Raw genomic sequence first — 13,600 nt, 5'->3', positions numbered from 1 at the left:
CGAAGTCAGTTTCCGATACGACGAACGCGCAGATCCTTCGCCCGCGCGGTACCGATCAGCAGATCGCGCCCGTCGGGACGCAGCGTCACGCCTTCGCCTTCGTAGCTGCCGTCGCTCTTCGCACGCAGGACCAGGAGCGACGGTGCCGAAGAGGTGCCGTCCGGCGTGATCGTGATCGTGATGGTCCGTCCGTTGCGCTCGACCGAGTAGTGGGCCCGTAGTTCGTTCGAGCGGTATGGCCCCGGTTCGGGAAGCGGCGCGACATAGCCAGCCGCCGGTCCCAGCAGAGCGGTCATGGCGGCGTCGACCTTTCGCTGTGGATCGGCGTCGCTGTGGTTGCAGAACACGGCGATCCCCAGGTGCTGGGAAGGAACGCGCGTGTACGCGTGCCGGAACGCCTCGGCGCTTCCCCCGTGCTGGACCACGTCGTATCCCTGCCGCTGTCCGACTGCCAGTCCGGCGGCGTAGACGAGATCATCGTCGTCGCTGGCGGCGGGGCGGCCGTCGGACAGAATGCCGGGCTCGGTCATGAGCGCCAGGATCTGCGGCGTCCAGACACGCTTGCCCTTCTCGATGTCGTATTCGTACCTGGCCAGGTCGCGCAGCGTCAGCATGACGCCACCGGATCCTCCGAACCGCGGATAGGTGTCGCGACGTTCGAACGTGGCACCCGTGCGGACGTAGCCGTGCGCCAGCTGGCTCGAGGCAGGGACGTTCCCGTCGAGAACGAAGCTGCTGTCCATCCCGAGAGGCTCGAAGATGGTCCGTCCGACGCGTCGGGCGAAGCGCTCACCGGTGATCCGCTCGACAAGGCGCGCCAACAGCAGGTAGCCGCCGTTCGAGTAGCGGACCTCCGTTCCCGGTTCGAAATTCGTGTCCTGCTGGGCCAGCACCAGGTCGGTCGCCAGATCCATGGTCGCGCCGGATGCGTGCTCATGGCCGGCCAGGCGAAGCAGCGAGAGCGAGTCGCGGATGCCCGCGCTGTGCTGGAGCAGCATTCGGACGGTGACCGGCCGGCGATAGGCCGGCAGCTCGGGCAGGTGCGACCGGACCTCGTCGTCCAGCGAGAGACGACCCTCCGCGACCAGTTGCATGACCGCCAGCGCGGTGAACTGCTTGGATACCGATGCGGCGTAGAACTGCGTGTCGGCATCCAGCTTGATCCGCCGCTCGAGATTGGCATAGCCGGACGCCGTGGAGGACACTATCTCGCCGTCCCGATAGGCGGCGATCGCGCAGCCAGGCGATGTGTCGAGGGGCGGTGTCGAGACGATTGCCTGCAGCGGGCTGGCGTCGTGGGCGACGGCAGGCGCCGTGATGCCCAGCAACATCAGGGTGCACAGCAGGCTCGCCTTCGTGGCATTTTCTTTCATGTCGCGTATTCTCCTCGCTTGCTTCCGCAATCTTGCGGAATGTCGTCCGGCCGCCGTACCGACCGGCCCGCGTCGCATGACGTGCCGGCCCGGGCAGTGAAAAAGACACGGTGTTCCACGGCCTGAAGTTATTCCACCGCGTCCGGCGTGATCGCGATCCATGGCGCGCGGCCGTCACGGGCACGTTCCAGCCGGAGGGCGATGGCGTATAACCCGGCCCGCGAGCGCGTCGGCGGCGCGTCCGGCGTCGATCATCGGGACTCCGTTGACGAACAGATGGTCCACGCCCTCCGAAAGAACCGCTGGCTCGACGTAGCTCGCCTTCGGAGCGTAGCGGGCGTAGGGCGCGCCCTCGCCGCGGCCGGTGCGCTCGCCTTCGCGAATGCTGACGACCACGACCTCGGCGGACTCCTTGACTCCGCGCGAGATCCGGAACGGTGTGGCCAGCGGCCAACTGCGGTGCTCAGCGCTCAGGATGGGCGGCATGTCAGCACGCGATCGAGGATGCGCGACGCGCAGTCGCGCACCGGGGGGAGGATGAAGGCCATCGCACCGTCGCAGCGGCCGGAGCGGAATGGTCTTGGAGTCGGGACATCGGTCCGGGCAGTCCTTGATCTATTGCTGCGCGGTTCGCGGCGCTCACCACACCTTAGGCAGTCGCCCGGCCTTCCACCATTGAAAAGACGCCGGTGACACATAACCGGAGGCTATGCTCGCGCCTTCGCAGGCACGGAGCACCGTGCGCAGACCTCTGAACCACAGGCGGGACGGATCGCCGATCCGGGAACATTCCGGCAAGGAGCAGAACCGGTGTCGCTGGCTAGAGCCGCAGGTCAGTCGTCGTTGCCGGCGGAAATCGTGCAGGCCGGTACGGGCCCGACCGGCAGCTCCTGCAACAACAGGTCCATCAGCGCCTGCGCGGCATGGCGCGACAGGGCGTCGAGTTCCGCGGCAGGGGTGGTGTCGCCGACTTCGTAGGTGACCGCGGGCGCGCCGAAGCGGCAGAACGCCCAGTTCTTGAACACCGGTCGGACGGCCGGCGAGGGTTTCTCCTCCAGTCCCGGCGACAGCGTGCGCAACGCCGCGATCCAGCGTGCGAGCGCGCCGCCGGGCTGCCGCGCGGGATCCTCGGTGACGGTGTACAGCACGTCGTGGAAGGTCGAGTGGAAGTCGAGCGCGAATACGACCCGGCGTCCCGTCCCTTCGCTGCGCGCCAACAGCGACTGCATCAGGGCGCGCGTTTCCGGCTCGGTGAACGGTCCCCAGTCGCGGTTGAGGTCGCGGCCGCGCAGGTTGCCGCGCCAGTGGCCCTCGACGATGCCGTCGGGATTGACCAGCGGCACCACCAGCGTGCGCACGCGTTCGCGGAACGCGCGCGCGCGCGGTGTATCGGCGGCCAATGTTTCGACGAAGCCGAACAGCGCCTGCGAACCGGTGTTCTCCGGCGGGTGCTGGCGCCCGATCACGACCAGCAGCGGCGCGTCATCGCTGCCGCCGAACTCGAACATCCGCAGCGGCCGGCCCTGCACCGAGCGGCCGAACACGCTGCGTTCGATCGGCAGTCCGCGTGCGATCGTGTCGGTCCAGTCCTCGAAATCCCCGGGCTCGAGCGGAGGCTGCGCGAACACCAGCAGCGGCTGCGGCCCCACTTCGATGCGCAGCGTGGCAGGGGCATCGTCGCGTTCGGGCTCGAATTCCTCCGGCGATGCGTCGCGCCAGCGGCCGTCGCCGCTGCCCAGCTTCGGATGGTAGCGGTGCTGGAATCCCGGGTAGCGGAACGCGATGCGCACCGTCGCCGGCCGTTCGGCGGCGACACGGAAGCCATACCAGGGACTGGGATTGACCGGCCGGGTTTCCGGCGCGGCGTCGACCACGTAGGTGTACGCGCCCGTGCGTGTCACTCCGGTCAGGCGGGCTGCGGTCAGGCGGTTGTCGAAGCGTACGCCGTCCTTCGCGAACGCCCATTCGCGCCGCTCCTGCAGCCTGACGGCGGCGGCCGCGGGGTCCTCCGGGACGGACGGGGGCGGCACGGAGGCGCAGGCGGCCAGCAGGCACAGTGCCAGCGACGCCGGCAGGCGGGACGAAAACAGGCGGCGACGAAGCACTGAAGTGCCCATCGGGGATCTCCTTGTGGTCATGCCCGCGCGGCGAATGGTCGATGGTGCGCGCTGCTCCCCGGGTTCATTCCGGCGGCCTCCGCAGCGGATGCCGCGTCGCGCACAGGGTGTCGTCGCGTGCGGTGCGGCACCTGGCTGACCGAGGGCTGGGAGACTTGCAGCGCGTGCGACGGCACTGATGAACCGGCGGTGTAGACGGCGTAGAAGACATTCGGTCTGACGGGAACGCATCTCCGCGATCTTACGGGCAGGACAGCAGACGCCGCCAGGCGAAGCGGGATCGGCGGTCGCGGTCGCCGTTGACTTTCCATTGCCGACGGATAACCGCCGTCTATGGCCGGCCGATAGCCTGGGTTGTAACCCCTGGCCCCCAATCGTTCGCGACAGGTCCGCGCACGTGGGTCACCCTGAGAAGAACGGCCGCCAACGGCCGGGCACCCCGTCACGATCGAAGGCTGCCAATGCCTGTCCCTGCCATCGCGCCTCAAAGGTTCCGCCTGCTGCTCCTGTTCTTGGCCATGGCGGCCACGGCCACGGCGCAGACCCGCCAGCTGCTGAACTATCAGGAGATCCACAAGCCCGTCGTCGCACGCGCGGCATGGCGGTCAGCCAGAACGAGGCGGCCAGCGCGATCGGTGCGGAGATCCTGCGCACGGGCGGCAACGCGGTGGACGCGGCCGTGGCCACCGCCTTTGCACCCGCGGTCACCTTGCCACGTGCCGGCAACATCGGCGGCGACGGCTTCATGCTGGTACACCTGGTGGAGGAAGGGCGCACCGTCGCCATCGACTATCGCTCGGCCGCACCGGCCGCACCGGCCGCGGCGACGCTGGACGCCTATCTCGACGACGAGGGCAGGATCGATGGCGCCACCGCCGGCTACAAGGCGGCGGGCGCGTGCCCGGCACAGCCGCTACGGGCGGTTGCCGTGGGCGACCCTGGTCGAGCCGGCGGTCCGCCTCGCGGCCGACGGGCTGGTGCTCAGCGCCGACGGCGCGGCCGTGTACCTGCATCCGGACGGCAGCGCGCTGCGCGCCGGTGAGCGCCTCGTCCAGGCGGACCTGGCCTGGTCGCTGCGGCAGATCGCCGAGCACGGCGCCGACGCGTTCTATCGAGGCGAGATTGCTGCGCGCGCGGACACCGGCTTGAGGTCGGGGAGACCATCGGCAGCACGCAGACGCTACTGATCCGCGACGATGCGACCGAAGGCGCGGCGGATCCGCGCAGGCCGGGCGCCGCCGCAATCTCGGAATGAGAGGCCGTCGGTGCGCTCGAGCGCGATGCGAGGTGGAAATGCGGGCATGGCGTTGCCCGTCTGCGTACAGCAGCGACGGCCGCAGGGCATAGCTTGCAGCTATGGACGGCACCCAAATTGCTAAGGCTCGCGCGTTGTGTCGGCTGATAACTTCGAACGGCAGACACGTGTCATTCGCGTGTCATCTCGAAACGCTCCGAAACGCTTCGAAACGGGAGTAGTGACATGAGAACGCACCGCAAGACCGCGCTCGCGATGATGCTCGGTACGATCATCGGCAATCCCGCGCTGGCGCAGACGCCCGCGCCCGCGCAGCAGGCGGTGCAGACCCCACCCGCGGAACCCGAGGCTCCGCCCGCGGCCGCGAAGACCGCGGAGGAGCGCATCGCCGAACTCGACGGCGTCGTCGTCGTGGGCAGCCGCTTCGCCGGCACCAGCGAAGCGGGCATGCTGCCCGTCTCGGTGCTCGGCGCCGAGGAGATCGCGGCCACCGGCGCGATCTCCGGCGAGGACCTGCTGCGCAGCCTGCCGCAGGTGGGCGACATGATGTTCGACAACACCGACGTGGCCGCCAACCTCAACGCCGCGCGCGGCGACGTGGGTTCGATCAACCTGCGCAACCTCGGCACCGGAAACACGCTGCTGCTGGTCAACGGCCGCCGCGTGGTGCCGCACCCCGGCACCCAGACCGAAAGCCTCGTGCCGCGGCAGACCGCCAACATGAACGCCATTCCGCTCTACGGCGTCAGGCAGATGGAGGTCCTGCTCGGCGGCGCCTCGGCGCTGTACGGCTCCGACGCGGTCGCCGGCGTGCTCAACGTGGCCATGGACACCACCTTCCAGGGCCTGCAGTTGCAGGCGCAATACGGCGGCTCCGAGAACATCGACCTGCGCCAGGGCAACTTCAACCTCAAGGCAGGCCACTGGTTCAACGACGGGCGGACCCGGGTGACCGTCCTCGGCGGGCACACCTACCGTTCCGGCGTGCCGGCGAGCGAGCACCCCATCACCGCCGACATGGACCGCCGCGCGCTGCTGGAAGGCACGCCGTTCGAGGGGCATCTGTCGTTCGACGACCGCTTCACCACGAGTTCCTGGGGCGTGTTCCAGACCGTCGGCGGCGTGGCGGTGAACCGCGACGGCACGCCGATCACCAGCGGCACCGGCTATTTCAACATCCAGCCCGCGGAGAACCGCTGCACCACGCCGATCGGCGGCGAACTGTGCATCCAGTCGGGCAGCCAGAACAGCACCCTCGACCGGCCGCTGCGGTTCAACGCGATGGAGCAGCGCAACCTCCTCGGCCGGGTGGAGCGCAGCAATCTCTTCACCACCATCGAGCAGGACATCGACGACAACTTCGTCGCCTTCGGCGAGGTCAGCTATTACCAGGCCAAGTACAGCGCCATGCGCGAGCAGGCGGCTTCGCTCGGCGCCGCGCCGATGATCGTGCCGGCGTCCAACTACTGGAATCCGTTCGGCGCCGTGTACCTGCCGGACGGTTCGCCCAACCCCAACCGGCTGCCGGGCATCGACGCGCCGGAAGAAGGGCTCGACCTGCGCATCACCAGCTACCGCGCCACCGACACCTCGCGGCCCTACGAGGTGCGGGACGACTCCTACCGCGCGTTGGCCGGCGTGCGCGGCGAACTGCTCGGCTTCGACTGGGAGAGCGCGGTGCTGTACTCCCGCGCGACCACCGAGGACATCCAGTACGGTTCGATCAGCAACACCCTGTTCGCCGAGGCGCTGGCGCGCTCGGATCCCGGTGCCTACAACCCGTTCAACGGCGGCGACCTCGGCAACTGGCCTTCGGTGGACGGTACCCCGAGCGATGCCGCGACCATCGCCGGCTTCACCGTGCCGGTGCGCCGCTACAGCACCGCGAGCCTGTTCCAGGTCGACACGCGCTTCCTGCGTGAGCGCATCTTCAGCCTGCCTGCGGGCGACGTCGGGCTGGCGTTCGGCGCCGAATGGCGGCGCGAGACGCTGAGCGACGACCGTGATCCGCGCTTCGACGGCACGATCGCCTACACCAACCCGATGACCGGCGCGATCACCAGCGACGTGCTCGGCGCCAGCCCGGCCGGCGACAACTCGGGGACCCGCAACGTCGCCTCGTTCTACACCGAGTTCGCGGTGCCGCTGGTCGCGCCGGAGATGGACGTCCCGCTGGTCCGCAGCCTCGACCTGCAGCTGGCCGGCCGCTGGGAGCGCTATTCCGACTTCGGCTGGGTCGCCAACCCCAAGGTCGCGCTGGCCTGGACGATCACCGACGACCTGATGCTGCGCGCCAACTGGGCGCAGAGCTTCCTGGCGCCCAACATCCTGCAGCTCTACGCCGAAGGCGCCACCGTCAGCAACACGCGTACCGACTACTACCAGTGCGAAGCCGACCTGCGTGCCGGGCGTATCTCGAGCTTCGCCGACTGCGGCCGATCCTTCAGCACCCAGGCCGAGCGCAGCGGCAACCGCGACCTGCAGCCGGAGACCTCGGACGCCTACGCGGTCGGTTTCGTGTTCTCGCCCACCTTCCTGCCGGAGCGTGCCGGCCGGCTGACCCTCACCGCGGACTACTGGGTGATCGAGCAGGAGGACGTGATCGGCATCCTCGGCGAGCAGACCCAGCTCGCGCTGGACTACCTGGCGCGCATGCAGGGCTCCTCCAACCCCAACGTCATCCGCGCGGATCCCGACGACACCCGCATCGCGGACTTCGCGGGCACGGGCCTGGATCCGGTCGGCAACGTCACCCTGGTGCAGGACCGCTACATCAACCGCCTGCCGCGGACCACCCGTGGCGTCGACTTCGGCCTGACCCATCGCCTGCGCACCGCCGGCGGCGACACGTTCAACATCGGCGCGAACGTGTCCAGGCTGATCGAGCGCACCCAGGAGCCGGTCGCCGACGAGGCGGCCATCCTGGCGGCCCAGGAAGCCGGCCTCATCAACGACGGCTTCCGGCTCAGCAGCGCCGGCAACCTGCTGGGGATCAACGGCTCGCCGGCGTGGCGCGGGACGCTCAACGTTTCCTGGCGCAGCGGCGACTGGCTCAGCGGCACCCACTTCCGCTACGTCGGACCGTTCGAGTCCACCGGCGCGCTGCGCGCCGACGGCACCCGCTTCCAGATCCCGAGCTGGACCACGGCCGATGTGTACGTCGAGCGCCGCTTCGGCGACACCGGCAACATCCTCGACAACAGCAGCGTCCGCTTCACCGTACGCAACGTCGCCGACCGCGACCCGCCGCTGTCGACCAATGCGATCGGGTTCTACTCGGGCGTGCACAACGTGCTCGGCCGCGGCTATTACCTGACGCTGACCAAGTCGTTCGAGTGACCGGGCCGGAGCGCCCGGGCGCATCGGGGCCGCGGACCTCGTCCGCTCCCGCGGGAGCGCGGTTGAGCGGGTGCCGCCTCGGCACGGGCGCCGCGTCCTGCGCGCGGCGTCGCGGTCGCCGACGTACTTCATCCCTTCGTGGAAAGGAAAGCGGAGCATGATCATGCGAATCGGGAAAGAGGCGCGCGCGCTGTCGTGGACGGCGCTTCTGCTGGCGTTGGCTTGCCTGCAGCCTGCGTTCCCCCACGACCTGGAGCACAGGTTGGGCGAACTGATGGCGGAGCACGGGACGGTGGGCCTGGCGGTCGTGGTCGTGAAGGACAACGCCGTCGTCTACCAGAACAGCCTGGGGTGGAAGGACAGGGAGCGGAGGCTTCCCCTGCAGGACGGAGACGTGTTCCGTATCGCGTCGATCTCCAAGTCGTTCGCGGCGACGTCCATCCTCCAACTGGTGGAAAACGGCCGGCTGTCCCTCGACGACGATGTCAGCGAACTGGTCGGGTTTCCGGTGCGCAACCCCCGGTTCCCCGAGCGGGCGATCACGCTGGAAATGCTGCTGAACCACACCTCGTCCATTACCGACGGGCCGTGGTACGGCAGCCTGGACGTCGTCAATCCCGAGGCCAACGAGGACTGGCGGGACAGCTATGCGGACCGCGCGCCCGGGGAGCGCTACGAATACTCCAACCTGGGCTACAACATGGTCGGCACGATCGTGGAGCGGGCGTCCGGGCAGCGGTTCGATGCGTATGTGCGGACGCATGTGCTGGAGCCCCTGGGCCTGTACGGAGGCTACCTGGCGGATGCCCTGGACGCGGACCGCTTCGCGCAGATCTATCGCTATCGCGAGGGGGAGGGATTCGTCCGTTCGGACCAGGCGTATGCCCGCCTCGGCGAGCGCCTGGACGATTACCGGATGGGCTACAGCACGCCCGTCTTCTCTCCGACGGGCGGCCTGAAGATCTCGGCCCCCGACCTGGCCGCCTACATGCTGATGCACATGAACCGGGGCGAGTGGGGCGGCGTGCGGATCCTCGCGCCCGAACACGCCGACCTGATGCAGACGCCCGCGGTCGATGTCGACGGGACCAGCGGTTATGGCCTGGCCATCCGCACCGAACGCGCGCTCGTCCCGGGGGTCGCGCTGACCGGGCACACCGGGTCCGCCTACGGGCTGTACAGCTCCATGTACTTCGACGCGGAGAAGCAGTACGGATTCGTCGTGATCACCAATGGGACCCGGGACATGGCGGTCCGGGACGAGGTGAACAGGCTGCTGTACGCACACTTCGTGTCCGGAGCCGGAAGCCGGGAGTCCACGGACGAATGAGCCTCCGGTGAAAACGCGCCGGTGACGCATCACCGGAGGCCGTGCGCGCCTTCCGGTGGCGCCGAGCGCATAGAATCGCGGCATGACCCGCCTGGAATCATCCGTTTGAGCCCTGCGCCCGCCGCCGGGTCGGTGCGCGACGCGCTGCGCGCGATCGGCTGGCCGTTCGCCGGGGCGGTCGATGACGACGCCTGGCGCGACGAACTCGAGGCCCACCCCGGGGCGGCGCCGGCGCGGGTGGTCGAGCAGCACCGCACCGGTTATCTGGTGGCCGACGGTCCGTCCGCGGGCTTCCCGGTCGAGTCGCCGCCGGAATGGCAGCGGGCGACCCTGCCGCCCGAGCAGCGCGCCGCGGTCGGCGACTGGGTGCTGCTGGAGGGCGCGCGCATCGTCGCGCTGCTGCCGCGGCGCACGGTGATCAAGCGCGGCGCCGCCGGCGAGCACTACCGCCAGCAGGTGATCGCCGCCAACGTCGACGTGGTGCTGGTGGTGTGCGGCCTCGACGCCGACTTCAACCCGCGTCGGATCGAGCGTTACCTGCTGCTGGTGCGCGGCGGCGGCGCCGAGCCGGTGGTGGTGCTGACCAAGGCCGACAAGCCCGGTGCCGACGTGGACGCCGCCGTGGCCGCGCTGGCCGACGTCGCCGGCGCCGACGTGCCGGTGCTCGCGGTCAACGCCAAGGAGCGCGACAGCGTCGCCGCGCTCGAGGCGTGGCTGCGCCCGGGCGTCAGCGCGGTCCTGGTCGGCAGTTCCGGCGCCGGCAAGTCCACCCTCACCAACACCCTGCTCGGCAGCGAGCGCATGAAGACCGCCGCGGTGCGCGAGAGCGACGAGCGCGGCCGCCACACCACCACCCACCGCGCGCTGATCCCGCTGCCGTCCGGCGCCTGCCTGATCGACACCCCAGGCATGCGCGAACTCAAGCCCACCGGCGAAGAGGACGTCGCCGAGAACTTCACCGACATCGAGGCACTGGCCGAGCAGTGCAGGTTCCGCGACTGTTCGCACGCGCGCGAACCCGGCTGCGCGGTGCGCGCGGCGATCGAGGCCGGCCAGCTGTCCCCGCAGCGTTTCGCCAACTACCTGAAGCTGCGCGACGAGGTCGCCGGCGCGGCCGGCCAGTTGGCCCACCGCAAGGCCCAGAACGCCGAGCAGAAGGGCGCGGGCAAGACGTCCAACAGGCGCCCGGACGAGAAGTACCGGAAACGCTGAACCTTCGCACCAGGCGCGGGCCGGCGGGTCGACGGATGGAACCCCGGGGCGGGTCGCGTGCCTTCGTGCGGGCGCGGCTATCCGTCCGCCGGCGCCCGTTCCGTCCCGCGCATCCCGCGCAAGGTCGTTCCGAGCATGGCCACGAAGGCGTCGGCCGCCTTCGAGGGCGGGCGGTCCTCCAGGTACACGCACTCGACCTTGAACCGGATCGCGGGATCGAACGGGCGGAAGGCGGTGGTCTCGTCCACGCTGGCGCGCGCGGTGAACTCGTCCACCACCGCCATGCCGGCGCCGCAGCGGGTGAGCGCGGCGGCGATGTAGAAGGTCTGGTTCGACACCACCTCGCGGATGGCGACGTTGTTCCGCTGCACCTCGCCCGCGAACAGGTCGCCGACCGGGCCGCTGGTCGTCAGCCCCACCATGTCCTGGCCATCGAGCAATCGCAGCGGCACGCTCGCGCCCACCTCGGGCAGGCTGTCGCGCTGGAACAGCAGCATCAGTTCGCCGGTGTCCAGTTCGCGCCGCTGCATGCGCGGGTGGGCCGGCGGGTCGTAGGCCACGGCGATGTCGCAGGTGCGCTCGTACAGCGCCTCGAACAGGTTGTCGTGGTGCAGCGTCTGCACGTCGAACGTCACTTCCGGGTGCTGGCGGCGGAAGCGCATGATCGCCATCGGGGCCACGTGCAGGCCGAGCGAGGGCACCACCGCCAGGCGGATGTGGCTGCCGCCGAGGTTCTTGATGTTGCTCACCGTCTTCTGCAGCGAAGTCAGGCGCTTGAAGATCTCGGCGACTTCGATGAACAGCGCATGCGCCTCGTCGGTCGCGACCAGGCGGCCGCGCACCAGCGTGAACAGCGTCAGTCCCAGCTGCGACTGGGTGTGGTGCAGCACCTTGCTGACCGAGGGTTGCGAGACATGCAGCGAGCGCGCGGCGGCGCTGATGGAGCCGGTGGTGTAGACGGCGTAGAAGACTTCGATCTGGCGAAAGCGCATCGGCCGATCCTAGGCCACCGCGCGCGCGGCGGCCAGCGGCGCCGGGGCCGCGCTCACGGGCATCCCACCACGCCCTCGCGCCGCGGATCGGCCGCGCCCTCGAGCCGCCCGTCGCGCAACAGCACGCCGTGCAGCCCCGAATCCTCTCCCGCGCCGGGCCGCACCTCGACGCCGCGGCGCGCCAGCGCCGCGCGCAGCTCGGCCGGCATCCGCGTCGCCTCGCCGTCGAAGCGTTCGCCGCGCGCGACCAGGTTGGGCAGCGCGAGCGCCTGCGCCAGCGGCAGGTTCCAGTCGAACGCGCCGGTCAGGGCCTTGGCGATGTAGGCCGGGATCGCGTTGCCGCCCGGCGATCCGATCGCGCCGAGGAACCGGCCGTCGTGGTCGAGCAGGATCGCCGGCGTCATCGACGAGCGCGGCCGCTTGCCTGGCGCCACCGCATTCGCGGCCGGCAGCGGCCGGTCCGCATCCGCCCAGGAGAAATCGGTCAGCTGGTTGTTGAGGAAGAAGCCGCGCACCATGCGCCCGGAACCGAAATAGGACTCCACCGTGGTGGTCACCGAGGCCGCGTTGCCCTGCGCATCGACGACCACGAAGTGGCTGGTGCCGGCCGGTTCGCGGGTGGCGTCGTCCGCGAGCTGCGGCGCACCCGCGGGCGTTCCGGCTGGGTGTTCCGGGGCCGCGGTGTCGCCGATCAGGGCGCGGCGCGCGTCGAGGTAACCGGCGTCGAGCAGGCCGTCGACGGGAACGGGGACGAAGCGCGGGTCGCCCACGTACCGATCCCGGTCGGCATACATGGCGCGGCTCGCCTCGGCGAACAGGAACCAGGCCTGCGGATCGTCCGCGTCGCGGGTGGCGATGTCGGTCTCCTGCAGCAGCAGCATCAGTTGCAGCAGACCGACGCCGCTGGTCGGCGGCGGCGGCACGCACAGCACATAGGCGCGCAGCGGGCGGCACAGCGGGGCGACGGTTTCGGCGCCGTACGCGGCCAGATCGCGGGCGGTCATTCCACCCGGCAGCGGCGCCGCCGCGGTGCGTGCGGCGATCGCGGCGGCGATGTCGCCGCGATAGAACGCATCTGCCCCCTCGCGTGCCAGCGTGCGCAGCGTGTCGGCATAGTCGGGATTGCGCGCCCGGTCGCCGGCCCGCATCCGCGTGCCGTCGGGACGCGAGAAGTAGGCGACCACGTCCGGCGCCGAGGCCTGCGGGAATCGGCCGTCGATGTGCCGCGCCAGGCGCGGGCCGATGACGAAGCCCGCCTCGGCGCGCTCGATGGCCTCGTCGAACAGCGCGGCCCATGGCAGGCGCCCGTGCGCCTGGTGCGCGGCCGCGAATGCCGCCACCGCGCCTGGGACGCCGGTGGCCACGCCGCCCAGCATCGCTTCGGCGTGCGGCAGCGCGCGCCCATCGTCGTCGCGCAGCATCGCCGGCGTGGCGGACGCCGGCGCGGTCTCGCGCCCGAGATAACTGGTGACCTCGCCCGTGGACGCATCGTAGGCCATCACGATCGCGCCGCCGCCGATGCCCGAGCTCTGCGGCTCGACCAGTCCCAGCATCAGCTGCACCGCCACCGCCGCATCGATCGCGCTGCCGCCGCGCTGCAGGACCCGCGTGCCGGCCTCCACGGCGAGCGGATGGGCGGCCACCACCATGCTCTGGTCGACGGTCGGGGCACCGGAGCCTTCGGGCGTGCGGCATCCCGCCAGCAGCAGCAGCGGGAGCAACAGCAGCATTCGCCGTGCACTGCCACGAGGCAGCGGGCGGACACCGGCGAGGCATTCGAAGAACAGCGGAATCGGGGACGCGCGCATGCCGTCAGACTAGCCGCCACCGCGCGTCGCGCAACCTCACGTTGCGTTGCACGCGGATAACCTGCGGTTATGGATGCGCCATAGCCTGAAGTTATACCGCTGCCCAGCAATCCTGCACGACAAACACGAAATACGCGGCCACTCTCCGTGCTAGAGGGCAGCCGGGACGATTGC

Annotated in this window: 10 protein-coding genes; 5 read left to right on the top strand and 5 right to left on the bottom strand. The window is 70.1% G+C overall.

The window, feature by feature from the left end; all coding sequences use genetic code 11:
• Positions 1-5: 5 nt before the first annotated feature.
• The 3 genes from U3649_RS00825 to U3649_RS00815 form a co-directional block, all read right to left on the bottom strand.
• Complete coding sequence (locus tag U3649_RS00825; protein WP_407353010.1) at positions 6-1,373, bottom strand: serine hydrolase domain-containing protein; 1,368 nt, start codon at positions 1,371-1,373, stop codon at positions 6-8.
• Between the two features lie 174 nt (positions 1,374-1,547).
• Positions 1,548-1,859: a hypothetical protein gene (locus U3649_RS00820; RefSeq protein WP_407353009.1), complete on the bottom strand. Its 312-nt coding sequence runs from the start codon at positions 1,857-1,859 to the stop codon at positions 1,548-1,550.
• Between the two features lie 347 nt (positions 1,860-2,206).
• Entirely contained in the window at positions 2,207-3,490 is a 1,284-nt protein-coding gene (locus U3649_RS00815; protein ID WP_407353008.1) for a M14 family metallopeptidase, read from the bottom strand.
• Between the two features lie 598 nt (positions 3,491-4,088).
• Between U3649_RS00815 and U3649_RS00810 the strand changes: the two genes are divergently transcribed.
• From U3649_RS00810 to rsgA, 5 genes are all read left to right on the top strand, one after another.
• On the top strand, positions 4,089-4,532 hold the full coding sequence (locus U3649_RS00810) for a gamma-glutamyltransferase (protein WP_407353007.1): 444 nt from the start codon (positions 4,089-4,091) through the stop codon (positions 4,530-4,532).
• Positions 4,468-4,677, top strand: a complete 210-nt coding sequence (locus U3649_RS00805) for a gamma-glutamyltransferase (protein ID WP_407353006.1) — start codon at positions 4,468-4,470, stop codon at positions 4,675-4,677. Before U3649_RS00810 ends, U3649_RS00805 begins: the two co-directional genes overlap by 65 nt.
• A gap of 293 nt (positions 4,678-4,970) precedes the next feature.
• Positions 4,971-8,084 carry a TonB-dependent receptor domain-containing protein gene (locus U3649_RS00800; protein ID WP_407353005.1) on the top strand — a complete coding sequence of 1,038 codons (3,114 nt, stop codon included), beginning with the start codon at positions 4,971-4,973 and terminating at the stop codon, positions 8,082-8,084.
• 157 nt (positions 8,085-8,241) lie between these two features.
• Positions 8,242-9,414: a serine hydrolase domain-containing protein gene (locus U3649_RS00795; RefSeq protein ID WP_407353004.1), complete on the top strand. Its 1,173-nt coding sequence runs from the start codon at positions 8,242-8,244 to the stop codon at positions 9,412-9,414.
• Between the two features lie 132 nt (positions 9,415-9,546).
• Positions 9,547-10,626 (top strand): ribosome small subunit-dependent GTPase A, encoded by a 1,080-nt coding sequence (rsgA, locus tag U3649_RS00790; RefSeq protein ID WP_407354667.1) that lies wholly within the window; start codon positions 9,547-9,549, stop codon positions 10,624-10,626.
• Positions 10,627-10,703: 77 nt separating this feature from the next.
• Here the strand turns inward: rsgA and U3649_RS00785 are convergent, their stop codons facing one another.
• Both U3649_RS00785 and ggt read right to left on the bottom strand, forming a co-directional pair.
• The gene (locus U3649_RS00785; protein WP_407353003.1) at positions 10,704-11,618 is read right to left on the bottom strand and encodes a LysR family transcriptional regulator; all 915 of its coding nucleotides are present in this window, start codon (positions 11,616-11,618) and stop codon (positions 10,704-10,706) included.
• Positions 11,619-11,671: 53 nt separating this feature from the next.
• Positions 11,672-13,348, bottom strand: a complete 1,677-nt coding sequence (gene ggt, locus U3649_RS00780; RefSeq protein ID WP_407353002.1) for a gamma-glutamyltransferase — start codon at positions 13,346-13,348, stop codon at positions 11,672-11,674.
• Between the last annotated feature and the right edge of the window lie 252 nt (positions 13,349-13,600).

It is taken from the genome of Luteimonas sp. R10 (assembly GCF_045689605.1).
Lineage (GTDB): Bacteria > Pseudomonadota > Gammaproteobacteria > Xanthomonadales > Xanthomonadaceae > Luteimonas.
This window is presented reverse-complemented; position numbering and strand designations above follow the sequence as displayed.

Coding starts and splice junctions, on each gene's coding strand:
- U3649_RS00810 (WP_407353007.1), top strand. CDS start 4,089: ATGGCGGTCAGCCAGAACGAGGCGGCCAGCGCGATCGGTGCGGAGATC.
- U3649_RS00795 (WP_407353004.1), top strand. CDS start 8,242: ATGATCATGCGAATCGGGAAAGAGGCGCGCGCGCTGTCGTGGACGGCG.
- U3649_RS00800 (WP_407353005.1), top strand. CDS start 4,971: ATGAGAACGCACCGCAAGACCGCGCTCGCGATGATGCTCGGTACGATC.
- U3649_RS00815 (WP_407353008.1), bottom strand. CDS start 3,490: ATGGGCACTTCAGTGCTTCGTCGCCGCCTGTTTTCGTCCCGCCTGCCG.
- ggt (WP_407353002.1), bottom strand. CDS start 13,348: ATGCTGCTGTTGCTCCCGCTGCTGCTGCTGGCGGGATGCCGCACGCCC.
- U3649_RS00825 (WP_407353010.1), bottom strand. CDS start 1,373: ATGAAAGAAAATGCCACGAAGGCGAGCCTGCTGTGCACCCTGATGTTG.
- U3649_RS00785 (WP_407353003.1), bottom strand. CDS start 11,618: ATGCGCTTTCGCCAGATCGAAGTCTTCTACGCCGTCTACACCACCGGC.
- U3649_RS00820 (WP_407353009.1), bottom strand. CDS start 1,859: ATGCCGCCCATCCTGAGCGCTGAGCACCGCAGTTGGCCGCTGGCCACA.